Here is a 22,644-nt window from a genome sequence, read left to right on the forward strand (position 1 = left end):
CGCAAGAATCCCTCCCTGCCAAATCATTGGCAGATGCATCTTCGTAATACCAAAAAAATCTTACTCTTAATAAATTACTTTAACTTTAGCCTCTAGCTCTCTGAGCTATTTGCCATTGTTGAGTCAAAAGCATCGCCAAACTCTCGTTTCTCCTCCTTTTGCACTCCTAAATCTCCGTTCTGTAAGGCTTTTCCTTGAATACGCGCCTTGACGGTGTGGTGGGCGCATTCCTATAGTGTGCGCAAGTGGCGGAAAGTGGCACAAAGTGGGTTTTTTGAACGTAAAACGCTAAAATTTGGAGAAACGCATCTGTGTTTCGCGGAGCTAACGCTATCAGTCTCGATGCAAAAGGCCGTCTCGCCATGCCGAGCCGGTATCGTGACGAGCTTATTTCGCGAAGTTCAGGGCAGTTAATCATCACGATTGACGCCGTTGACCCCTGTTTATGTGTTTACCCCCTCGACGAGTGGGAGTTGATTGAAACCAAGTTGCGCGCGCTGCCTTCATTGCGTGAAGAAAACCGCCGCCTCCAGCGTTTGCTGATCGGTAATGCCGTCGACCTTGAGCTCGATGGCAGCGGTCGTTTCCTGGTGCCGCCGCGACTGCGCGAGTACGCCAGGCTCGACAAGCGCGCAATGCTGGTAGGCCAACTGAACAAGTTCCAATTGTGGGACGAAGATGCCTGGGATGCTGTGTCTGCAGCGGACCTGGCTGCTATTCAACAACCGGGCGCCATGCCTGATGAACTGCGTGATTTGATCCTGTGACTATTGATAGCGGCTTTAACCACATCACCGTACTGCTTGACGAAGCCGTTGAGGCTCTCGCCGTACGTGCCGATGGCTGCTATGTCGATGGCACATTCGGCAGGGGCGGGCATAGCCGGTTGATACTCAGCCAGCTCGGGTCCGACGGCAAACTCCTCGGGTTCGACAAAGACCCTCAAGCGATTGCCACCGGGCAAGCGCTAGCGGCCGAAGACGGCCGCTTTGTCGTTGTGCAGCGCAGCTTTGCCGAGCTGGGTGCCGAAGTTGCCGAGCGCGGTATGGCGGGCAAGGTGGCCGGGGTTCTGCTCGACCTGGGCGTGTCTTCGCCACAGCTCGACGACCCGGAGCGCGGCTTCAGCTTCATGAACGACGGTCCCCTCGATATGCGTATGGATCCCACTCGTGGGGTCAGTGCCGCACAATTCATCGCCACCGCGCCGGTAGAAGAAATCGCCCGTGTGTTCAAGGAATACGGTGAAGAGCGCTTCGCCGGTCGAATGGCGCGTGCCGTGGTCGAGCGCCGCGAAATCCAGCCGTTTGAACGCACCGCTGACCTGGCCGAAGTGCTGAAGGTCGCCAACCCTGCCTGGGAAAAAGGCAAGAACCCGGCCACCCGCGCATTCCAAGGGTTGCGCATTCACGTTAATAACGAATTGGGCGATCTGGAAGCCGGCCTCGAAGCCGCTCTGGATGCTTTGGAAGTGGGCGGTCGCCTGGTGGTGATCAGCTTCCACTCCCTGGAAGACCGCATCGTCAAACTCTTCATGCGTCGTCTGGTCAAGGGTGAGTCCGATAACCTGCCGCGTAACCTGCCGGTGCGTTTCGAAGCCTTCGTGCCAAAAATCAAAATCCATGGCAAAGCGCAGTTCGCTTCCGAAGCCGAACTCAAGGCCAATCCACGTTCCCGTAGCGCCGTCATGCGTGTTGCGGAGAAATTGCGGTGAGCAAGCTTTTCGCCAAGCCCCTCCCGGGCGGTAGCTTCTTTATGTTGCTGCTGTTTGTCGGCGTGCTGGTGTCCGCGATTGCGGTGTCCTACAGCGCCCACTGGAACCGTCAGTTGCTCAATACCCTTTACGGGGAATTGAGCGTGCGCGACAAAGCCCAGGCAGAGTGGGGCCGGTTGATCCTTGAGCAAAGCACCTGGACGGCCCACAGCCGTATCGAAGTGCTGGCTACCGAACAGTTGAAGATGCACATCCCAGGCGCGGCTGAAGTTCGCATGGTGGCGCCATGATGAAACTCGAAGGGGCACTCTACCCATGGCGCTTTCGCCTGATGCTCGGCTTGCTGGCATTGATGGTGGGCGCGATCGTCTGGCGCATCTTCGACCTTCAGGTCGTCGACCGCGACTTCCTGATCGGCCAGGGTGATGCCCGCAGCCTGCGGCACATCCCGATTCCTGCACACCGTGGCCTGATCACCGACCGTAACGGCGAGCCTCTGGCCGTCAGTACCCCGGTGACCACCCTGTGGGCCAACGCCAAAGAGCTGCAAGTTGCCAAGGACAAGTGGCCTGAACTGGCCGCTGCCCTCGGGCAGGACCGCAAGGCCCTGACCGAACGCCTGGAAGCCCAGGCCAATAAAGAATTCATCTACCTGGTTCGCGGGCTTACCCCTGAGCAAGGCCAGCAAGTGCTCGATCTCAAAATCCCCGGCGTCTACGGCATCGAGGAATTTCGGCGTTTCTACCCGGCCGGTGAAACCACCGCGCACATGGTGGGTTTCACCGACATCGATGACCACGGCCGCGAAGGGGTCGAACTGGCCTATGACGAATGGCTGGCTGGGGTTCCGGGCAAGCGTCAGGTCATCAAGGATCGGCGCGGCAGGCTGATCAAGGACGTCCAGGTCACCAAGAACGCCAAGGCTGGCAAGCCCTTGGCGTTGTCGATTGACCTGCGCCTGCAATACCTGGCCAACCGCGAACTGCGTAACGCGATCATCGAGAACGGCGCCAAGGCCGGCAGCCTGGTGATTATGGATGTGAAGACTGGCGAGATCCTCGCCATGGTCAACCAGCCGACCTACAACCCGAACAACCGTCGCAACCTGCAGCCGGCGATGATGCGTAACCGCGCGATGATCGACGTGTTCGAGCCCGGTTCCACCATGAAAGCCATCTCCATGAGTGCTGCCCTGGAAACCGGCCGCTGGAAACCCAGCGACAAGGTCGAGGTTTACCCAGGCACCTTGCAGTTGGGCAAGTACACCATTCGTGACGTGTCCCGCACCGAGGGGCCAGTGCTGGACCTGACCGGCATCCTGATCAACTCCAGTAACGTCGGCATGAGCAAGGTTGCTTTCGATATCGGCGGCGAGACCATCTATCACCTGGCGCAAAAGATCGGCCTGGGGCAACCCACCGGCCTCGACTTCCCGGGCGAGCGGGTCGGTAACCTGCCGAACTACCGCGAGTGGAGAAAAGCCGAGACTGCCACGCTTTCCTATGGCTACGGCCTGTCGGTGACCGCCATCCAGTTGGCCCACGCGTTCTCGGTATTGGCCAATAACGGCCGTATGGTTCCGCTGAGCCTGATCCACGTCGACGAAGCGCCAAAAGCCACCCAAGTGATCCCGGAAAACGTCGCCAAGACCATGCAAGGCATGCTGCAACAAGTGATCGAGGCACCGCGTGGCGTATTCCGCGCCCAGGTGCCGGCGTACCACGTTGCTGGCAAGTCCGGTACGGCGCGTAAGACCTCGGTGGGCACCAAGGGCTATGCCGAAAACTCCTACCGTTCGCTGTTCGCCGGCTTCGGCCCGATGAGCGACCCTCGCTACGCCATCGTCGTGGTGATCGACGAGCCTAGTAAAGCCGGCTACTTCGGTGGCCTGGTTTCGGCGCCGGTGTTCAGCAAAGTGATGTCCGGCACCCTGCGCTTGATGAATATCACGCCGGACAACCTGCCGCCGACGCAACAAGCCAACGCTGGTCCACCGGCTGCCGCTGTTAAAGCCAATGGAGGGCGCGGCTGATGTCTCTTAGCCTGAACAAGATTTTTGCCCATGCCGGCCACGATCTGCTGATTCGTGAGCTGACCCTGGATAGCCGTAATGTACGCGCCGGTGACCTGTTCCTGGCGGTACCTGGCGGCAAGCTCGATGGCCGTGCGCATATTGCCGATGCCCTGCAACGCGGTGCGGCTGCGGTCGCCTATGAAGTGGAAGGCGCCACCGTGCTGCCGATCACCGATGTGCCGTTGATTCCGGTCAAGGGCCTGGCAGCGCAGTTGTCCGACATCGCCGGGCGTTTCTACGGTGACCCGAGCCGCCAACTCAACCTGGTGGGCGTGACTGGCACCAACGGCAAGACCAGTGTGACCCAGTTGGTTGCCCAGGCTTTGGACCTGCTGGGTCAGCACTGCGGCATCGTCGGCACCCTGGGTACCGGTTTCTATGGCGCGCTGCAAAGCGGCCTGCACACCACGCCAAACCCGATTGCCGTACAAGCGACCCTGGCCGACCTGAAAAAGGCCGGCGCCAAGGCGGTAGCCATGGAAGTGTCTTCCCATGGCCTGGACCAAGGGCGTGTCACCGCACTGGCTTTTGACGTGGCCGTGATGACCAACCTGTCCCGCGATCACCTCGACTACCACGGCACCATGGAGGCGTACGCCGCCGCCAAGGCCAAGCTGTTTGCCTGGAATGACCTGAAGTGCCGGGTGGTCAACCTCGACGACGCATTCGGCCGCCAACTGGCGGGCGAAGACAGCGATGCGCGCCTGATCAGCTATAGCCTGCAAGATGCCAGTGCCTACCTGTACTGCCGCGAAGCCCAATTCAATGATGAAGGCGTGCGCGCCACGTTGGTGACGCCGCAGGGCGAACACCACTTGCGCAGCACCTTGCTCGGGCGGTTCAACCTGAGCAACGTGCTCGCCGCTATCGGTGCACTGCTGGGCCTGGACTACGCCCTGGATGAAATCCTGCGGGTATTGCCGAAGCTGGAAGGCCCGGCCGGTCGCATGCAGCGCCTGGGTGGCGGCACGCAACCGTTGGTGGTGGTCGATTACGCCCACACCCCGGATGCCCTGGAAAAAGTCCTCGAAGCCCTGCGCCCACATGCCAAAGGCAAACTGCTTTGCCTGTTCGGTTGCGGCGGTGATCGCGATCGCGGCAAGCGCCCGTTGATGGCCGAAATTGTCGAGCGCTTGGCCGATGGCGTACTCGTCACCGACGACAACCCGCGCAGCGAACACCCGAGCCAGATTTTCGACGACATCCGTGTCGGTTTCAAAGACGCCTCCAACGTCACGTTTGTGGCTGGTCGCGGCGCCGCCATTGCCCAGTTGATCGCCAGTGCCGGCGCGGACGACGTCGTGGTGCTCGCGGGTAAAGGTCACGAGGACTATCAGGAAATCAACGGTGAGCGCCATGCCTTCTCTGATCTGGTCGAGGCGGATCACGCCCTGACCGCCTGGGAGGTCGCCCATGCTTAAGGCGATGACGTTCAGCGAACTGGCCCAGGCCCTGTCGGCCCGTGTGCTGTCGAGCGACTGCACATTCACCGGCGTCAGTATCGACAGTCGTAACATCCAGCCGGGGCAGCTGTTTGTCGCCCTGGCCGGCCCGCGTTTCGATGGTCACGACTACCTCAACGACGTTGCCGCCAAAGGTGCCGTCGGTGCCTTGGTGCAGCGTGAAGTGGCCGATTCTGCCTTGCCGCAATTGCTGGTAGCCGACACCCGCCTGGCGCTGGGCCAACTGGGTGCGCTTAACCGTGCTGCTTTTGATAAGCCGGTGGCGGCCATTACCGGTTCCAGCGGCAAGACCACGGTCAAGGAGCTGCTCGCCGGCGTCTTGCGCACGCGCGGGCCGGTACTCGCGACCCGTGGCAACCTGAACAATGATTTCGGCGCACCGCTGACCCTGCTCGAACTGGCCCCGGAACACACGGCGGCAGTGATCGAACTGGGGGCTTCGCGCATCGGCGAAATCGCCTACACCGTGGCGCTGACCCAGCCTCACGTGGCGATCATCAACAACGCCGGTACCGCCCACGTCGGTGAGTTCGGCGGCCCGGAAAAAATCGTCGAAGCCAAGGGCGAAATCCTTGAGGGGCTCGACGCTTCGGGCACTGCGGTACTTAACCTGGATGACAAGGCCTTCGAGACCTGGCGTGTACGCGCCGCCGGTCGCAATGTCCTGACGTTTGCAGTGCTGAATGCCGCAGCCGATTTCCACGCCTCCAACATCAATGTCGATGCCCGTGGCTGCCCGTCCTTCACTTTGCACACCCCGCAAGGTGATGAGCACGTGCAGTTGAACCTGCTGGGCAACCACAACGTCGCCAACGCCTTGGCCGCCGCCGCTGCCGCCCATGCCCTGGGTGTGTCGCTGTTCGGTATTGCCACCGGCCTGGGCGCGGTGCAGCCGGTCAAGGGCCGCACCGTGGCGCAACTGGCTGGCAACGGCATGCGCGTGATTGATGACACTTACAACGCCAACCCGTCTTCCATCAATGCCGCTGTGGACCTGCTCAAAGGTTTTGATGGGCGCAAGGTACTGGTGCTGGGCGATATCGGTGAATTGGGCGATTGGGCTGAACAAGGCCACCGTGAAGTCGGCGCCTACGCCGCCGGCAAAGTGGACGCGCTCTACGCCGTTGGCACAAACATGGCCCATGCGGTCAACGCTTTCGGCCCTGGCGCGCGGCATTTCGCGAGCCAGGCCGAGCTGATCCAGGCGTTGACGGCGGCTGAACATGACAAACACACAACCATTTTGATCAAGGGATCGCGCAGCGCGGTGATGGAAAACGTCGTCGCAGCCTTGTGTGGCTCAAGTACGGAGAAACATTAATGCTGCTGCTGCTGGCTGAGTATCTGCAACAGTTCCACAAAGGCTTCGCGGTCTTCCAGTACCTGACCCTGCGCGGGATCCTGGGTGTGCTGACCGCGCTGTCTTTGTCACTGTTCCTGGGGCCGTGGATGATCCGCACCCTGCAGAACCTGCAAATTGGTCAATCGGTTCGTAACGACGGCCCGCAGTCGCACCTGTCCAAGTCCGGCACGCCGACCATGGGCGGTGCGCTGATCCTGTCGTCCATCGGCGTCAGTACCTTGCTGTGGGCCGATCTGCATAACCGCTACGTGTGGGTGGTGTTGCTGGTGACCCTGCTGTTCGGTGCCATCGGCTGGGTGGATGACTACCGCAAAGTGATCGAGAAAAACTCCAAGGGGCTGCCAAGCCGCTGGAAGTATTTCTGGCAGTCGGTGTTCGGCCTCGCTGCGGCGATTTTCCTGTACACCACCGCGCCGAGCGCCGTGGAAACCACCTTGATCATCCCGATGCTCAAGGATGTGAGCATCCCGCTGGGTGTCGGTTTTGTGGTGCTGACCTACTTCGTGATCGTCGGCTCCAGCAACGCGGTGAACCTGACCGACGGCCTCGACGGCCTGGCGATTATGCCGACGGTGATGGTAGGCGGTGCGCTCGGCATTTTCTGCTACCTCTCGGGTAACGTGAAATTCGCTGAATACCTGCTGATTCCCTATGTACCGGGCGCCGGTGAGTTGATCGTGTTCTGCGGCGCCTTGATCGGTGCCGGCCTGGGGTTCCTGTGGTTCAACACCTACCCGGCACAAGTCTTCATGGGCGACGTCGGCGCATTGGCGCTGGGCGCCGCCCTGGGCACCATCGCGGTGATCGTTCGCCAGGAAATCGTGCTGTTCATCATGGGCGGTGTGTTCGTGATGGAAACCCTGTCGGTGGTCATCCAGGTGGCGTCCTTCAAGTTGACCGGGCGCCGCGTGTTCCGCATGGCACCGATTCACCACCACTTTGAACTCAAGGGCTGGCCTGAGCCACGCGTGATTGTCCGCTTCTGGATCATCACCGTGATTCTGGTACTGGTCGGCCTTGCCACCCTGAAACTGAGGTAGAAACGAGTGTCCCTGATCGCTTCAGACCACTTCCGCATCGTTGTCGGCCTCGGCAAGAGCGGCATGTCCCTGGTTCGCTTCCTGGCGAACCGGGGCACGTCGTTTGCCGTGGCCGATACGCGGGAAAATCCACCGGAGCTGGTCACGCTGCGCCGTGACTACCCGCACGTGGAAGTGCGTTGTGGCGAGCTGGATGTCGAGTTTCTGTGCCGTGCCGACGAGCTCTACGTGAGCCCGGGCCTGGCCCTGGCGACACCGGCCCTGCAAGCGGCTGCGGCCCGTGGCGTGAAGCTGTCTGGCGATATCGACCTGTTCGCACGCAACGCGAAGGCGCCGATCGTGGCCATCAGCGGTTCCAACGCCAAAAGCACCGTCACCACCCTGGTCGGCGAGATGGCCGCGGCGGCGGGCAAGCGTGTGGCCGTCGGCGGCAATCTTGGCGTGCCGGCGCTGGACCTGCTCAGCGACGACGTCGAGCTGTATGTGATGGAGTTGTCGAGCTTCCAGCTGGAAACCACCCACGACCTCGGCGCTGAAGTGGCGACGGTATTGAACGTCAGTGAAGACCATATGGACCGCTACAGCGGCCTGCCGGCTTATCACCTGGCCAAGCACCGGATCTTCCGTGGCGCCAGGCAATTTGTCGTTAACCGCCAGGATGCCCTGAGCCGTCCGCTGATGGGCGAGGGCATGCCCTGCTGGACCTTCGGCTTGGGCAAACCGGACTTCAAAGGCTTCGGCATTCGTGAAGAGAACGGCGAGAAGTACCTGGCGTTCGAATTCCAGAACCTGATGCCGGTACGCGAACTGAAAATCCGTGGCGCGCACAACCAGTCCAATGCCCTGGCGGCCTTGGCACTCGGTCACGCGGTTGGCCTGCCATTCGACGCCATGCTCTCGAGCCTGCGCACGTTTGCCGGGCTTGAGCATCGCTGCCAGTGGGTGCGCGACCTCAATGACGTCAGCTATTACAACGACTCCAAAGCCACCAACGTCGGTGCAGCCCTGGCGGCCATCGAAGGCCTGGGTGCCGATATCGACGGCAAGCTGGTGCTGATCGCCGGTGGTGATGGCAAGGGCGCCGACTTCAAGGACCTTAAAGCGCCAGTGGCCGCCCATTGCCGCGCCGTGGTGCTGATGGGCCGCGATTCGGACCTGATCGCCGCCGCCCTCGGTGACGCTGTACCGCAAGTACGCGCAGCTTCCCTGGACGATGCCATTGCCCAGAGCAAAGCCTTGGCCCAGCCTGGCGATGCGGTGTTGCTGTCGCCCGCGTGCGCCAGCTTCGACATGTTCAAGAACTATGAAGAGCGCGGCCAACTGTTCGCCCGCGCCGTGGAGGCTTTGGCATGAGCCTCAACCTGAGAAACATCATCAAGCCATACCCGTCGCCGATCATTACCGGGCGCGGCATTGACCTTGATTTCCCTATGCTCGCCGGTTGCCTGGCGCTGCTCGGCCTGGGCCTGGTGATGATCACTTCGGCGTCCTCCGAAGTGGCTGCCGTGCAGTCGGGCAACACGCTGTACATGATGATCCGCCACCTGGTGTACCTGGTGATCGGCCTGGGCGCCTGCATCGTCACCATGATGATTCCGATTGCCACCTGGCAGCGCCTGGGTTGGCTGATGCTGATCGGTGCGTTCGGCTTGCTGGTCATGGTGATCGTCCCGGGCATTGGCCGCGAGGTGAACGGTTCGATGCGCTGGATCGGCTTCGGCGCGTTCAACGTGCAGCCTTCGGAAATCGCCAAGGTGTTCGTGGTGATCTACCTCGCCGGTTACCTGGTGCGCCGTCAGAAAGAAGTACGCGAAAGCTGGATGGGCTTCTTCAAGCCGTTCATCGTGCTGCTGCCCATGGCTGGTCTGCTGCTGATGGAGCCCGACTTCGGGGCCACGGTCGTGATGATGGGCGCCGCCGCCGCGATGCTCTTCCTGGGTGGTGTCGGGCTGTTCCGCTTCACCTTGATGGTGGTGCTGGCGGTGGCGGCCGTGACCATCCTGGTGCAGGCGCAACCCTACCGAATGGCGCGTCTGATTACTTTTACCGACCCCTGGTCCGACCAGTTCGGCTCCGGCTACCAGTTGACCCAGGCGCTGATTGCCTTCGGTCGCGGCGAGTGGCTGGGTGTGGGCCTGGGCAACAGTGTGCAGAAGCAGTTCTACCTGCCGGAAGCCCACACCGACTTTGTGTTCTCGGTATTGGCCGAAGAGTTGGGTGTGGTGGGCTCGCTGTGCACCGTGGCACTGTTTGTATTCGTCTGTGTGCGCGCCATGTACATCGGCTTGTGGGCCGAGAAGGCCAAGCAGTTCTTCGCCGCCTACGTTGCCTATGGGTTGGCCTTCCTGTGGATCGGCCAGTTCCTGATCAACATCGGTGTGAACGTCGGCCTGCTGCCGACCAAGGGCCTGACCTTGCCGTTCCTCAGTTACGGCGGCAGCTCGTTGGTGATTTGCTGCGCCTGTCTCGGGTTGTTGCTGCGTATCGAGTGGGAGAGTCGCACCCACCTGGGCAGCGAAGAGATGGAGTTCAGCGAGAGCGACTTCGCCGAGGAGCCGACTCATGGGCGCTAACGTGCTGATCATGGCGGGCGGTACCGGGGGGCATGTGTTCCCGGCCCTGGCCTGCGCCCGTGAATTCCAGAACCGTGGCTACACCGTGCACTGGCTGGGTACGCCCCGTGGCATCGAAAACGAATTGGTGCCCAATGCCGGTTTGCCGCTGCATTTGATCAACGTCACCGGGTTGCGCGGCAAGAGCAAGTTGTCATTGCTCAAGGCGCCGTTCGTGTTGCTCAAGGCGGTCATGCAGGCGCGCAAGATCATTCGCGAGTTGAAGCCGGTGTGTGTGCTCGGCTTTGGCGGTTATGTGACCGGCCCTGGTGGCGTTGCGGCGAAACTCGCGGGCGTGCCGGTGATCGTCCATGAACAGAACGCCGTCGCCGGTACTGCCAACCGCCTGCTGGTGCCATTGGCTGCGCGGGTGTGTGAAGCCTTTCCGAAAACCTTCGCCGCCTCCGACAAGCTTCGCACCACCGGTAACCCGGTGCGTACCGAACTGTTCATGGCCATTGCGCGTGACGCGCTGGCGGGGCGCAAGGCTCACCTGCTGATCCTGGGCGGAAGCCTGGGCGCCGAGCCGCTGAATAAATTGCTGCCTGAAGCCGTTGCGCAACTTCCTGAGGATGTGCGCCCGGAGATCTTCCACCAGGCCGGCAAGAACCACGATGAAGTCACCGCCGCGCGTTATCGCGAGGCCGGTGTAGAGGCCAATGTACAGCCCTTCATCAAAGACATGGCCCAAGCCTATGGCTGGGCCGACCTGGTGGTCTGCCGCGCTGGTGCGCTGACCGTCAGTGAACTGGCGGCCGCCGGTCTGCCGTCCTTGCTGGTGCCTTTGCCCCACGCCATCGACGATCACCAGACCCGCAACGCCGAATATTTGGCCGGGGAGGGCGCTGCCTTCCTGCTGCCGCAAAGAACGACTGGCGCCGCCGATTTGGCCGCACGCCTGACCGAGGTTTTGATGCAACCGGAACGACTCAACAGCATGGCGAGCACCGCAAGCCGCCTGGCCAAACCTGACGCAACCCGCACCGTGGTCGATATCTGCCTGGAGGTGGCCCATGGTTGAGAATCAGAAAGCCATGCCGCAACCCGAGATGCGCCGCATCCGCCGTATTCACTTCGTCGGTATCGGTGGCGTGGGCATGTGCGGGATTGCCGAAGTGTTGCTGAACCTGGGCTACCAGGTGTCCGGCTCGGACTTGAAAGAGTCGCCGGTCACCGAGCGCCTGAAGTCCTTTGGCGCACAGATCTTCATCGGCCACCGTGCCGAGAACGCCGCCGAAGCTGACGTGCTGGTGGTGTCCAGCGCCGTGAACACGTCCAACCCGGAAGTGGCCACCGCCCTTGAGCGCCGTATCCCTGTGGTACCGCGTGCCGAGATGCTTGCCGAGCTGATGCGCTATCGCCACGGCATCGCCGTGGCCGGTACCCATGGCAAGACCACCACCACCAGCCTGATCGCCTCGGTGTTCGCCGCCGGTGGCCTGGACCCGACCTTCGTCATCGGTGGCCGCCTGAATGCAGCTGGCACCAATGCCCAGCTGGGCACCAGTCGCTACCTGATCGCCGAAGCCGATGAAAGTGACGCGAGCTTCCTGCACTTGCAACCGCTGGTCGCCGTCGTCACCAACATCGACGAAGACCATATGGCGACCTACGACGGCGACTTCAACAAGTTGAAGAAAACCTTCGTCGACTTCCTGCACAACCTGCCGTTCTACGGGTTGGCGGTGGTGTGCCTGGACGATCCGGTGGTGCGTGAAATCCTGCCCCAGGTCAAACGCCCTACCGTGACCTACGGCTTCAGCGAAGACGCCGACGTGCGCGCAATCAATGTGCGCCAGGAAGGCATGCAAACCTTCTTCACCGTGCTGCGCCCCGATCGCGAGCCGCTGGACGTGTCGGTGAACATGCCGGGCAACCACAACGTGCTGAACTCTTTGGCGACCATCTGCATTGCCACCGATGAAGGCGTCAGCGATGAAGCCATCGTCGAGGGCCTGTCGCGCTTTGCCGGTGTGGGCCGTCGCTTCCAGGTCTACGGCCAACTGCCGGTCGAAGGCGGTGACGTGATGCTGGTGGACGACTACGGCCACCACCCGACCGAAGTTGCGGCCGTTATCAAGGCCGTACGCGGTGGTTGGCCGGAGCGCCGGCTGGTGATGGTGTACCAGCCGCACCGCTACAGCCGCACCCGCGACCTGTACGACGACTTCGTCAATGTACTGGCCGATGCCAACGTGCTGCTGCTGATGGAAGTCTACCCGGCCGGTGAAGAACCGATCCCGGGCGCTGACAGCCGCAAGCTGTGCAACAGCATCCGCCAGCGCGGCCAGTTGGACCCGATCTACATCGAGCGTGGCGTGGACCTGGCGCCTATCGTCAAGCCGCTGCTGCGTGCCGGTGACATCCTGCTGTGCCAGGGCGCCGGTGATATCGGTGGCCTTGCGCCCAAATTGCTGGCGAGCCCGCTGTTTGCAGCCGCCGCCAAGGGGAAGTCGAAATGACCACTGATTACGGCTCCCTGTTTTCCACCCTTGCGCCTGCCGACTTCGGTCGCGTGGCCGTGTTGTTCGGCGGCAAGAGCGCCGAGCGCGAAGTGTCGCTCAAGTCCGGCAATGCGGTGCTTGAGGCGCTGCAAAGTGCTGGCGTGAACGCGTTCGGTATCGATGTGGGCGATGACTTCCTTGCCCGCCTGCAGGCCGAGAAGATCGACCGTGCCTTTCTCATTCTTCACGGCCGCGGCGGTGAAGACGGCAGCATGCAGGGCCTGCTCGAATGCGCCGGCATCCCTTACACCGGCAGCGGCATCCTCGCGTCGGCCTTGGCGATGGACAAGTTGCGCACCAAGCAGGTGTGGCACAGCCTGGGCATTCCGACCCCACGTCACGCCGTACTGTGCAGTGAAGACGATTGTATTTCTGCGGCCAAGGAACTGGGCCTGCCTTTGATCGTCAAACCAGCCCATGAAGGCTCCAGTATCGGCATGGCCAAAGTGAACTCGGCCGCCGAATTGATCGACGCATGGAAAGCGGCAAGTACCTACGATTCGCAAGTGTTGGTGGAACAGTGGATTTCCGGTCCCGAGTACACCATCGCCACCCTGCGTGGCCAGGTATTGCCGCCCATCGCTTTGGGCACGCCCCACACCTTTTATGACTACGACGCCAAGTACCTGGCTTCCGATACTCAGTACCGGATCCCGTGTGGGCTCGAAGCAACCAAGGAACAGGAATTGATGGACCTCACGGCGAAAGCCTGTGAGGCGCTGGGTATCGCCGGTTGGGCGCGGGCAGACGTGATGCAGGATGACCAAGGGAATTTCTGGTTCCTTGAGGTCAACACCGCACCGGGCATGACCGATCACAGCCTGGTTCCCATGGCTGCCCGTGCCGCCGGTCTGGATTTCCAGCAGTTAGTGCTGGCAATCCTGGCCGACAGCATTGAGCCAAGAGGCTAAAGACATGAACGGCGCATCGCTTCGTCATCAGCCCCCACAAGCACCGAGCCGCAAGCCGGTGCCACGGGGTGCAAGCCGAATGGTGGCTAAAGAGCCGATGTCGGCGCGCCTGCCAAAAGCCAACTTTGGTTTTATCAAGGCGCTGTTCTGGCCGGTGCTGCTGGTGGTGCTGGGCTTTGGCACGTACGAAGGCGCGCAGCGTCTGTTGCCGTATGCCGACCGGCCGATCACCAAGATCAGCGTGCAGGGCGACTTGAGCTACATCAGCCAGCAAGCGGTACAGCAGCGCATCGGCCCATACCTGGCGGCGAGCTTCTTTACCATCGACCTGGCTGGGATGCGCTCGGAGCTGGAACAGATGCCGTGGATCGCCCACGCCGAAGTTCGCCGGGTATGGCCGGACCAGGTCACGATCCGCCTGGAAGAACAACTGCCCGTGGCCCGTTGGGGCGATGGAGCGCTGTTGAACAACCAGGGCCAGGCGTTCACCCCGCGTGAGCTGGCCAACTATGAACACCTGCCGCAGCTGTTCGGGCCGCAGCGGGCGCAGCAGCAAGTGATGCAGCAGTACCAGGCCTTGAGCCAGATGCTGCGGCCATTGGGCTTCTCCATTGCACGCCTGGAATTGCGTGAGCGGGGAAGCTGGTTTTTGACGACCGGGGCAGGCAGTTCCGGCCCGGGCATCGAGTTGTTGCTGGGACGCGACCGCTTGGTGGAAAAGATGCGCCGCTTTATTGCCATCTATGAAAAAACCTTGAAAGAACAGATTACGAACATTGCGAGCGTCGACCTGCGTTACGCCAACGGCCTGGCCGTCGGCTGGCGTACACCGGCTGCGCCCACGGCAGCACAACCCGCTGTCGCGAAGAATTAAGAAGAGGCAGGACCCATGGCAAACGTGCAAAGCGGCAAAATGATCGTCGGTCTCGATATCGGCACCTCCAAGGTGGTGGCGCTGGTGGGCGAGGTCGGGGAAGACGGCGCGATCGAAATCGTCGGTATTGGCACGCATCCGTCCCGGGGCCTGAAGAAGGGCGTGGTGGTGAACATCGAGTCCACTGTGCAGTCGATCCAGCGCGCTATCGAAGAAGCGCAGCTGATGGCCGGTTGCCGGATTCACTCGGCGTTCGTCGGCGTGGCTGGCAACCACATCCGCAGCCTGAACTCCCACGGCATCGTGGCGATCCGCGACCGTGAAGTCAGCTCGGCCGACCTTGAGCGCGTCCTCGACGCTGCCCAGGCCGTGGCGATCCCGGCGGACCAGCGCGTGCTGCACACCCTGCCGCAGGACTACGTGATCGATAACCAGGAAGGCGTGCGCGAGCCCCTGGGCATGTCGGGCGTTCGCCTGGAAGCCAAGGTCCACGTGGTGACCTGCGCCGTCAACGCCGCACAGAACATTGAAAAATGCGTGCGTCGCTGCGGCCTGGAAATCGACGACATCATTCTCGAGCAGTTGGCCTCGGCCTACTCGGTCCTGACTGACGACGAAAAAGAACTGGGCGTGTGCCTGGTGGACATCGGCGGCGGCACCACCGACATCGCGATCTTCACCGAGGGTGCGATCCGTCACACCGCCGTGATCCCGATTGCCGGCGACCAGGTCACCAACGACATCGCCATGGCGCTGCGCACACCGACCCAGTACGCCGAAGAAATCAAGATCCGCTACGCCTGCGCCCTGGCCAAGCTGGCCGGTGCCGGCGAGACCATCAAGGTGCCAAGCGTGGGCGACCGTCCACCGCGCGAACTGTCGCGCCAGGCCCTGGCCGAAGTGGTCGAGCCACGCTACGACGAACTGTTCACCCTGATCCAGGCTGAACTGCGCCGCAGCGGCTACGAAGATTTGATCCCGGCTGGCATCGTGCTGACCGGTGGCACCTCGAAGATGGAAGGCGCGGTCGAGTTGGCCGAAGAGATCTTCCACATGCCTGTGCGCTTGGGCGTGCCTCATGGCGTGAAGGGCCTGGGCGACGTGGTGCGTAATCCGATTTATTCCACCGGTGTGGGCTTGCTGTTGTACGGGCTGCAAAAGCAGACCGACGGCATTTCCCTGTCGGGCCCGAGCATCCGTGACAGCTACCGCAGCGACGACGAGGCGAAAGCGCCGTTGTTCGAGCGGCTGCAGGCTTGGGTAAAAGGCAATTTCTAAAGATTTACCGCGACACCGCAGCACCCGCAATAAGCAGTAGGCGAAAAAACTAGAGAAAATGAAAGGAGAGGGAACATGTTCGAACTCGTAGACAACATCCCCGCTAGCCCGGTTATCAAAGTAATCGGTGTCGGCGGTGGCGGCGGCAACGCTGTCAACCACATGGTCAAGAGCAACATTGAAGGCGTTGAGTTCATCTGCGCCAACACTGATGCCCAGGCGCTCAAAAGCATCGGCGCGCGGACCATCCTGCAATTGGGCACCGCAGTGACCAAGGGCCTCGGCGCTGGCGCCAATCCGGAAGTCGGCCGTCAAGCCGCCCTGGAAGACCGCGAGCGTATTGCCGAAGTGCTGCAAGGCACCAACATGGTGTTCATCACCACGGGCATGGGCGGCGGTACCGGTACCGGTGCTGCACCGATCATTGCCGAAGTGGCCAAGGAAATGGGGATTCTGACCGTTGCTGTCGTGACGCGTCCGTTCCCGTTCGAAGGCCGCAAGCGCATGCAGATCGCCGACGAAGGTATCCGTCTGCTGTCTGAAAGCGTCGACTCGTTGATCACCATCCCCAACGAGAAACTGCTGACCATCCTGGGCAAGGATGCCAGCCTGCTGTCCGCGTTCGCCAAGGCTGACGATGTACTGGCCGGTGCCGTTCGCGGTATCTCCGACATCATCAAGCGCCCAGGCATGATCAACGTCGACTTTGCCGACGTACGTACTGTGATGAGCGAAATGGGCATGGCGATGATGGGCACTGGCTGCGCCAGCGGTCCGAACCGTGCACGCGAAGCCACCGAAGCGGCCATCCGCAACCCGTTGCTCGAAGACGTGAACCTGCAAGGTGCACGCGGCATCCTGGTGAACATCACCGCCGGTCCTGACCTGTCCCTGGGTGAGTACTCCGACGTGGGTAGCATCATCGAAGCCTTCGCGTCCGAGCACGCCATGGTCAAAGTCGGTACCGTTATTGATCCGGACATGCGCGATGAGCTGCATGTAACCGTGGTTGCTACCGGCCTGGGTGCAAAAATCGAGAAGCCTGTGAAGGTCATCGACAACACCCTGCACACCAGCCAGGCCAGCCAGGCAGCTGCCGCTCCAGCCCCTGCTCGCCAGGAACTGCCGTCGGTCAACTACCGTGACCTGGACCGTCCGACCGTGATGCGCAACCAGGCTCAGGCCGGTGCTGCGGCGTCCCGTAGCCCGAATCCGCAAGATGACCTGGACTACCTGGACATCCCGGCATTCCTGCGTCGTCAGGCCGATTAATGGAATGTATCAGGGCTATGAAGGTGATTGGTGTTCAGCAAAGGTCTGGTCTGCTATTATCGCCAGCCTTTGTTGATACCAGTTCGCAATTTGCGCTGAAGCGGTCCAAGCCATGATTAAACAACGCACCCTGAAGAATATTATTCGTGCCACAGGTGTAGGTCTGCACTCCGGGGAGAAGGTATACCTGACCCTCAAGCCTGCACCTGTCGACACCGGCATCGTGTTTGTGCGTGCCGACCTGGACCCTGTGGTGCAGATTCCTGCTCGCGCGGAAAACGTTGGCGAAACCACTATGTCGACCACATTGGTCAACGGTGACGTCAAAGTGGACACGGTGGAGCACTTGCTCTCGGCCATGGCTGGCCTGGGCATCGATAACGCCTACGTCGAGCTCTCCGCGTCCGAAGTCCCGATCATGGATGGCAGCGCTGGCCCCTTCGTATTCTTGATTCAATCTGCCGGCCTGGAAGAACAGGACGCAGCCAAGAAGTTCATTCGCATTCTGCGGGAAGTGACAGTAGAAGACGGCGACAAGCGCGCCACCTTCGTCCCGTTCGAAGGCTTTAAAGTGAGCTTTGAGATCGATTTCGATCACCCGGTATTCCGTGACCGCACCCAAAGTGCAAGCGTGGATTTTTCCAGCACTTCGTTCGTAAAAGAAGTCAGCCGCGCCCGTACCTTTGGTTTCATGAGTGACATCGAGTACCTGCGCAAGCACAACCTCGCACTCGGCGGCAGCGTTGAAAACGCCATTGTGGTCGACGCGGATGGTGTACTGAACGAAGACGGCCTTCGCTACGAAGACGAATTCGTGAAGCACAAGATCCTCGATGCAATCGGTGACCTCTACCTGCTGGGCAATAGCCTGATAGGCGAGTTCAAAGGCTTCAAGTCGGGCCACGCCCTTAACAACCAGCTGCTGCGCAAGTTGATTGAGCAGACAGACGCTTGGGAAGTCGTGACCTTCGAAGATGCCAGCACCGCACCGATCTCTTACATGCGTCCCGTTGCGGCGGTGTAAGTAACAACTCTCTTTCTTTAGTTTTGAAAGGCTGCCTTCGGGTGGCCTTTTTTTATGCCCGACGAATATCCAAATGTGGGAGCTGGCTTGCCTGCGATAGCGGCCTGCCAGTTAGCTTATAGGTAGCTGACCCACCGCCATCGCAGCATAGGTATCTACATAACTCTGTTAGCTCAACGGTAATCACGATGCGAAGCGAGCCGCTCTTGATCTTGATCTGCTTTTGATCTTAGGCGCCCCGTTAAACCACGCTGGCGGATTACGGGCACACCGAGCCTAAGCGAGGTGCCGAGTGGTGGGGCAAGAGCGCTTTGCTTACTTTCGCGCTTTTCGAAAGTGAGCCGCCGTCAGGGCGGAACCCTAAGTGGCCGTTACCGCAGGAATGGATATGTACACGGTCCAACTGTGTTGACTGTCAGGCCGTCTTCGCAGGCAAGCCAGCTCCCACATTGGATCGCGGGGCATCAGTTATATCTGTGTCGGCGGCCAGGCCGTCACGGGAGCAAGCTCCCTCGCCATAGATTTAGCGTCGTGCCGAAGTTGTGTAGATACCTATGGCCATCGCAGGCAAGCCAGCTCCCACATTTGACCTCATCAGTTTGAGTTCTTTGAAACATCCACTATCCGGTTACGGCCGCTGTGCTTGGCCTGATACAACGCCTGATCAGCCTTGAGCAGCAGGTCTTCAAGGGAGGTACGGCTGTGCTTCTGCCAGGTACTCAGGCCGATGCTTACGGTGATCGGTTGCTCATCCCCGGCCACTCTCGGCAAGTGCTGGACCCCCTTGCGGATATGCTCGGCGATCACCCACGCGCCCTTGGCGTCGGTATTGGGCAGCACCACCGCGAACTCTTCACCGCCATAACGCGCCGCCAGGTCGGCAGGGCGGCGGATATGGCTGGCGATCACATGCGCGACTGCACGCAACGCCTCATCGCCGCCCTGGTGACCGTGGCGGTCGTTGAAGGCCTTGAAGTGGTCCACATCGATCATCAGTACGCTCAACGACTCGGTTGAGCGTTGTGCCCGGTCCCATTCCAGCCGCAAGCGTTCGTCCAGCGTGCGACGGTTGGCCAGGCCGGTGAGGGCATCGGTGGCTGCCAGTTCTGACAGCACCTGTTCAGCCCGATGGCGACGGCGCAGTTCCATGCACAGCGCCCAAGTCAGCCACAACAGGCCCACGCACAACACTCCGGTCGCGATGCTGACTAGCCACGCCGCACGCCGCCAGGGTGCGAACATTTCATCGCTGGACAAGGCCACCGCCACGATCAGCGGCAGGTTGCCCACATTCGAAAAACTGTAGAGCCGTGCATGGCGATCGACACTGGAGATACTTTGGAAGCTGCCGTCCCGTTCGCGCAGCATGCGCGCCACATTCGGGCGCTGGCTCAGGTCCTTGTCGACGATATCTACTTCCAGCAGAGGCTCTTGCGCCAGCAGGATGCCTTGGTGGTTGAGCAGGTTGATGGTGCTGTGGCTGCCGATGTTCAAGCTGCTGAACAACTGATGAAAGTACGAGAGGCGCATGGACGCGACCGCCACTCCCAGGAAGCGCCCATCCGGTGACGAAACGCGACGGCTGAACGCGATGCGCCAGGGGTCGGCACACTGGCAGCGCGCCATGAACGGGCGGCTGATATACAAGCCCAGGTCGGGGTTGGTGCGGTGCGCCTGAAAATAGTCCCGATCGGCAAAGTTACCCAGCTTGGGCGTGAGCAGGGACGAATCGGCAATCACCTCGCCGGCCGGGTCCAACAGCAGGATATCGCCCTTGTAGGGCGCCGCTGCGGAACGATCGAACAGCACCAAATGACGGATGCTCTCTGAAACGTCTTGCAGGTCGGTGCGCTCGGTGGCGCTGATCAAGCCTTTGAGGGCCATGTCGTAAAGTTCGACATTGCGCAGCACATCAGCGTCGATCAATTGAGTGATGGTGTTGGCGGTGCGCTTGGCCGTCTGCAGGGTGTTGGCATGTTCACGAATCAGCAGCGCAGTGACGACCCCCACGATCAGCAACACTGTGAGCGTACTGCCCAGGATCAGCAGGCGCTCCGGGCGGCGGTTGGGGCGGGTAGGGCTTGAACTCATCGGGCACACTTCTGCGTTGAGAATGCCCTTAGCGTAGTAGCAACTCTTAAATATGGCGCAAAGCCAACCTGTAGGAGCGAGTTTGCTCGCTCCTACCTGTACTCAGAACACGTTGATCGGGTAATCCACGATCACACGGTATTCATCCACATCGCGGTCCACTGCAGAGTAGCCATTGCTGCCGCGATTGGTCGCCCATTGCAGGCGCACGGCCAAGTCCTTGGCCTTGCCGCCCTGCACCACATATTTCAGGTCGATATCGCGCTCCCAGTGCTTGGCGTCCTTGCCATCGGCGCTGTACCAGTTGCTGTAGCCACGACTGTTGGGGTCGACCTTGGTCAGGTCGGTCTTGCCGCTGATGTAGGACACGGCGGACGTCAGGCCGGGCACGCCGAGGCCGGCGAAGTCGTAGGCATACTTGAGCTTCCAGGAGCGCTCGTTGGGCCCGTTGAAATCCGAGTACTGCTGGGAGTTGTCCAGGTACACGCTGTCGCCCTGGGTAATGTAGTCGAACGGCGTATTGCCATTGACCCGCTGATAAGTCGCCGTGACGCTGTGGTTGCCCACGCCCACGGTGAAATGCAGGCTGTAGGTGTTGTTGTCGATATCCCCCAGCAGCGATTGGCCGGTGTCCTGGGTATGGTAGTAGTGCAGGCCGGGGGTCAGGCTGACCAGGTCGTTCAGGGCATAGGTGTATTCCAGGTCGTAGTAATACTGGTGCCAGACGTCCTTGAGTTCGGAGGCGTACAGGTTGCTGGTCAGCCCCTCGATCCCGCTGAACGACACGCCTGCCCAGTCCAGATGCTGGCTGTCCGTGTTGGCGGGCAGTGTGCCGTAGCTGGTGCCGATGCGCCGATGGCCGCTCTGGTTGTAGAGCTTGGTGAAACTGGCCTGGCCACCTTCGATCATCCAGCCGTCAAAGCTGTGGTTGGTCAGGCTCACGCCACGGAAAGTCTGCGGCAACATGCGCGTCATGCCGCCGGCGATCACCGGGTTGTTGAGGAACAGGTCGCCGGCTTTCAGTTCGGTGTCGAAGGCGCGCAGCTTCAAGGTGCCGCCAGCCGTCGAGAACGAACCTGGCGCTTTGCCGTTGCCGCTGCCATACGGAAGGATGCTGGAACCATCCGTACCACCACCGCCGTCGAGCTTGAGGCCGAGCATGGCATTGACGTCCAGGCCGAAGCCGACGGTGCCCTGGGTGTAGCCGGATTCGAAGGTGCCGATAAAGCCCTGGCCCCATTCCTTGCTGTCATCGGTGTGAATATCGCGCCGGTCGCGGTTCATGTAGTAGTTGCGGGTGTTGATCGTGAGGTGCGAACCCTCGACGAAACCTTCGGCGGGCGGGGCGTCTGCCGCGTGGGCAAGGGGGATGATCGTTGCTGCGATTGCGAGGAATAACGGGGTTAACGTCAGCGAGTTCTTCACCGGTGGAGCTCCTTTGGTCAATCATGAACGGCCAGTGTCGTGGGGGTGTGCCCGGCCTTTTTTCACGGCAAAAAAAAGCCGCTGAAGTCAGCGGCTTTAAGACAGATTCCCAGTGTAGAGCCCTGGAAATAAGTCGAGGGAAATTCGGGTGAGTGGTCAGCTGCCTTTGCCGTCGCGCTCATCGATGCGTCAAAGTAACGCAGGCGAGCGGTGCGATACAGAGTGTAACAAGATAATAACTATTGCCCAAACCGCAACAGTTGACCTCTGGCGTGACCTTCAAGCTATCGATTGATTTGCCTACAGTTGCACGGCTTTACTTTGAGTAGTACAGAAAGGTCTGACAGCTCTTTGTAGTTGCGTGAGTAAGAGGCCTCTCGATTTCCTCCGCACCATTGAAGTGCTAAATCACAGCTTCCTAGGATTACGTCTTGCCTCAGGCGTATTACAAGGATGCCCTCATGCCCCGTCAAAGTGACCTGCGTTACACCTTCGAACCGCTGCGGGGCGATCCCTTCGAAGTGGTCTCGTTCACCCTTGAAGAAGGCTTGTCCCAGCCGTTCAAACTGGAACTGGAGCTGGTCAGTCACCACCCGGCCATCGACTTCTACCGCATGCTCGACCTGGCCGCCGTGTTCACCATCTGGCGCGACGACACCCCGGTACGTTACGTCCATGGCTTGGTCAGCCTGTTCCAACAGGGCGACACGGGCTTTCGCCGAACCCGCTACAGCGCCGTGGTCGAACCGACCCTGAAGCGTTTCAACCTGCGCTCCAACTGGCGCATCTTCCAGGCCCAGACCGTACCCGACATCATCACCAGCCTGCTGGCCGAGCAGAAACTGACCGACATTCGCAGCGAAATCTGCTTCGAACACCAACCCCGCGAATACTGCGTGCAGGCCGGCGAAACCGACCTCGACTTCATCGCCCGCCTCGCCGCCGAAGAAGGCCTGCTCTACACCTTCGAACACCGCGCCGACGGCCACACCCTGGTCCTCA

19 protein-coding genes are annotated in these 22,644 nt (G+C 60.9%); 17 read left to right on the forward strand and 2 right to left on the reverse strand.

Annotated elements, in window-relative coordinates:
- Positions 1-311: 311 nt before the first annotated feature.
- The 16 genes from mraZ (at position 312) to lpxC (ending at position 18,126) form a co-directional block, all read left to right on the forward strand.
- Positions 312-767 carry a division/cell wall cluster transcriptional repressor MraZ gene (gene mraZ, locus GIV35_RS20235; RefSeq protein ID WP_004371993.1) on the forward strand — a complete coding sequence of 152 codons (456 nt, stop codon included), beginning with the start codon at positions 312-314 and terminating at the stop codon, positions 765-767.
- Entirely contained in the window at positions 764-1,711 is a 948-nt protein-coding gene (rsmH, locus tag GIV35_RS20240; RefSeq protein WP_003188661.1) for a 16S rRNA (cytosine(1402)-N(4))-methyltransferase RsmH, read from the forward strand. Before mraZ ends, rsmH begins: the two co-directional genes overlap by 4 nt.
- Positions 1,708-2,001, forward strand: coding sequence for a cell division protein FtsL (gene ftsL / locus GIV35_RS20245; protein WP_003188663.1), 294 nt, complete (start codon positions 1,708-1,710; stop codon positions 1,999-2,001). Before rsmH ends, ftsL begins: the two co-directional genes overlap by 4 nt.
- Complete coding sequence (locus GIV35_RS20250) at positions 2,001-3,743, forward strand: peptidoglycan D,D-transpeptidase FtsI family protein (protein ID WP_019816949.1); 1,743 nt, start codon at positions 2,001-2,003, stop codon at positions 3,741-3,743. Before ftsL ends, GIV35_RS20250 begins: the two co-directional genes overlap by 1 nt.
- Positions 3,743-5,206: a UDP-N-acetylmuramoyl-L-alanyl-D-glutamate--2,6-diaminopimelate ligase gene (locus GIV35_RS20255; RefSeq protein WP_105225800.1), complete on the forward strand. Its 1,464-nt coding sequence runs from the start codon at positions 3,743-3,745 to the stop codon at positions 5,204-5,206. The genes GIV35_RS20250 and GIV35_RS20255 overlap by 1 nt, the downstream gene beginning before the upstream one ends.
- Entirely contained in the window at positions 5,199-6,569 is a 1,371-nt protein-coding gene (locus GIV35_RS20260) for a UDP-N-acetylmuramoyl-tripeptide--D-alanyl-D-alanine ligase (RefSeq protein WP_236264886.1), read from the forward strand. The genes GIV35_RS20255 and GIV35_RS20260 overlap by 8 nt, the downstream gene beginning before the upstream one ends.
- Positions 6,569-7,651 (forward strand): phospho-N-acetylmuramoyl-pentapeptide-transferase, encoded by a 1,083-nt coding sequence (mraY, locus tag GIV35_RS20265; RefSeq protein WP_003188670.1) that lies wholly within the window; start codon positions 6,569-6,571, stop codon positions 7,649-7,651. Before GIV35_RS20260 ends, mraY begins: the two co-directional genes overlap by 1 nt.
- A gap of 6 nt (positions 7,652-7,657) precedes the next feature.
- Positions 7,658-9,004, forward strand: coding sequence for a UDP-N-acetylmuramoyl-L-alanine--D-glutamate ligase (gene murD / locus GIV35_RS20270; RefSeq protein WP_105225801.1), 1,347 nt, complete (start codon positions 7,658-7,660; stop codon positions 9,002-9,004).
- A complete protein-coding gene (ftsW, locus tag GIV35_RS20275; RefSeq protein ID WP_003188673.1) occupies positions 9,001-10,224 on the forward strand; it encodes a putative lipid II flippase FtsW in 1,224 nt (407 codons plus the stop codon). Before murD ends, ftsW begins: the two co-directional genes overlap by 4 nt.
- Positions 10,214-11,284 carry an undecaprenyldiphospho-muramoylpentapeptide beta-N-acetylglucosaminyltransferase gene (gene murG / locus GIV35_RS20280; protein WP_003188675.1) on the forward strand — a complete coding sequence of 357 codons (1,071 nt, stop codon included), beginning with the start codon at positions 10,214-10,216 and terminating at the stop codon, positions 11,282-11,284. The genes ftsW and murG overlap by 11 nt, the downstream gene beginning before the upstream one ends.
- Complete coding sequence (gene murC / locus GIV35_RS20285; RefSeq protein WP_003188677.1) at positions 11,277-12,725, forward strand: UDP-N-acetylmuramate--L-alanine ligase; 1,449 nt, start codon at positions 11,277-11,279, stop codon at positions 12,723-12,725. The genes murG and murC overlap by 8 nt, the downstream gene beginning before the upstream one ends.
- A complete protein-coding gene (locus GIV35_RS20290) occupies positions 12,722-13,678 on the forward strand; it encodes a D-alanine--D-alanine ligase (protein WP_014716974.1) in 957 nt (318 codons plus the stop codon). The genes murC and GIV35_RS20290 overlap by 4 nt, the downstream gene beginning before the upstream one ends.
- A 4-nt stretch (positions 13,679-13,682) precedes the next feature.
- Positions 13,683-14,552 carry a cell division protein FtsQ/DivIB gene (locus GIV35_RS20295; protein ID WP_105225802.1) on the forward strand — a complete coding sequence of 290 codons (870 nt, stop codon included), beginning with the start codon at positions 13,683-13,685 and terminating at the stop codon, positions 14,550-14,552.
- Positions 14,553-14,567: 15 nt separating this feature from the next.
- A complete protein-coding gene (gene ftsA / locus GIV35_RS20300; protein ID WP_003188682.1) occupies positions 14,568-15,830 on the forward strand; it encodes a cell division protein FtsA in 1,263 nt (420 codons plus the stop codon).
- A gap of 75 nt (positions 15,831-15,905) precedes the next feature.
- Entirely contained in the window at positions 15,906-17,102 is a 1,197-nt protein-coding gene (ftsZ, locus tag GIV35_RS20305; RefSeq protein WP_003188685.1) for a cell division protein FtsZ, read from the forward strand.
- 112 nt (positions 17,103-17,214) lie between these two features.
- Positions 17,215-18,126, forward strand: coding sequence for a UDP-3-O-acyl-N-acetylglucosamine deacetylase (gene lpxC, locus GIV35_RS20310; protein WP_003171886.1), 912 nt, complete (start codon positions 17,215-17,217; stop codon positions 18,124-18,126).
- 594 nt (positions 18,127-18,720) lie between these two features.
- Here lpxC and GIV35_RS20315 read toward each other — a convergent pair.
- Positions 18,721-20,217 (reverse strand): GGDEF domain-containing protein, encoded by a 1,497-nt coding sequence (locus tag GIV35_RS20315; RefSeq protein ID WP_105225804.1) that lies wholly within the window; start codon positions 20,215-20,217, stop codon positions 18,721-18,723.
- Positions 20,218-20,319: 102 nt separating this feature from the next.
- The gene (locus tag GIV35_RS20320) at positions 20,320-21,642 is read right to left on the reverse strand and encodes an OprD family porin (RefSeq protein WP_213152763.1); all 1,323 of its coding nucleotides are present in this window, start codon (positions 21,640-21,642) and stop codon (positions 20,320-20,322) included.
- A 461-nt stretch (positions 21,643-22,103) separates the two neighbouring features.
- On the opposite strand from GIV35_RS20320, the gene vgrG reads away from it, so the two are divergent.
- On the forward strand, positions 22,104-22,644 hold a 541-nt coding region (vgrG, locus tag GIV35_RS20325; RefSeq protein WP_236304793.1), incomplete at its 3' end, for a type VI secretion system tip protein VgrG.

This window comes from Pseudomonas sp. PA-1-6B, assembly GCF_021609545.1.
Lineage (GTDB): Bacteria > Pseudomonadota > Gammaproteobacteria > Pseudomonadales > Pseudomonadaceae > Aquipseudomonas > Aquipseudomonas fluorescens_BV.

Bases quoted from the DNA above. Each gene is read 5' to 3' on its own strand.
- GIV35_RS20315 (WP_105225804.1), bottom strand. From the start codon at position 20,217: ATGAGTTCAAGCCCTACCCGCCCCAACCGCCGCCCGGAGCGCCTGCTG.
- GIV35_RS20295 (WP_105225802.1), top strand. From the start codon at position 13,683: ATGAACGGCGCATCGCTTCGTCATCAGCCCCCACAAGCACCGAGCCGC.
- ftsZ (WP_003188685.1), top strand. From the start codon at position 15,906: ATGTTCGAACTCGTAGACAACATCCCCGCTAGCCCGGTTATCAAAGTA.
- GIV35_RS20255 (WP_105225800.1), top strand. From the start codon at position 3,743: ATGTCTCTTAGCCTGAACAAGATTTTTGCCCATGCCGGCCACGATCTG.
- murG (WP_003188675.1), top strand. From the start codon at position 10,214: ATGGGCGCTAACGTGCTGATCATGGCGGGCGGTACCGGGGGGCATGTG.
- GIV35_RS20250 (WP_019816949.1), top strand. From the start codon at position 2,001: ATGAAACTCGAAGGGGCACTCTACCCATGGCGCTTTCGCCTGATGCTC.
- murC (WP_003188677.1), top strand. From the start codon at position 11,277: ATGGTTGAGAATCAGAAAGCCATGCCGCAACCCGAGATGCGCCGCATC.
- lpxC (WP_003171886.1), top strand. From the start codon at position 17,215: ATGATTAAACAACGCACCCTGAAGAATATTATTCGTGCCACAGGTGTA.
- ftsW (WP_003188673.1), top strand. From the start codon at position 9,001: ATGAGCCTCAACCTGAGAAACATCATCAAGCCATACCCGTCGCCGATC.
- mraY (WP_003188670.1), top strand. From the start codon at position 6,569: ATGCTGCTGCTGCTGGCTGAGTATCTGCAACAGTTCCACAAAGGCTTC.
- ftsA (WP_003188682.1), top strand. From the start codon at position 14,568: ATGGCAAACGTGCAAAGCGGCAAAATGATCGTCGGTCTCGATATCGGC.
- GIV35_RS20290 (WP_014716974.1), top strand. From the start codon at position 12,722: ATGACCACTGATTACGGCTCCCTGTTTTCCACCCTTGCGCCTGCCGAC.
- GIV35_RS20260 (WP_236264886.1), top strand. From the start codon at position 5,199: ATGCTTAAGGCGATGACGTTCAGCGAACTGGCCCAGGCCCTGTCGGCC.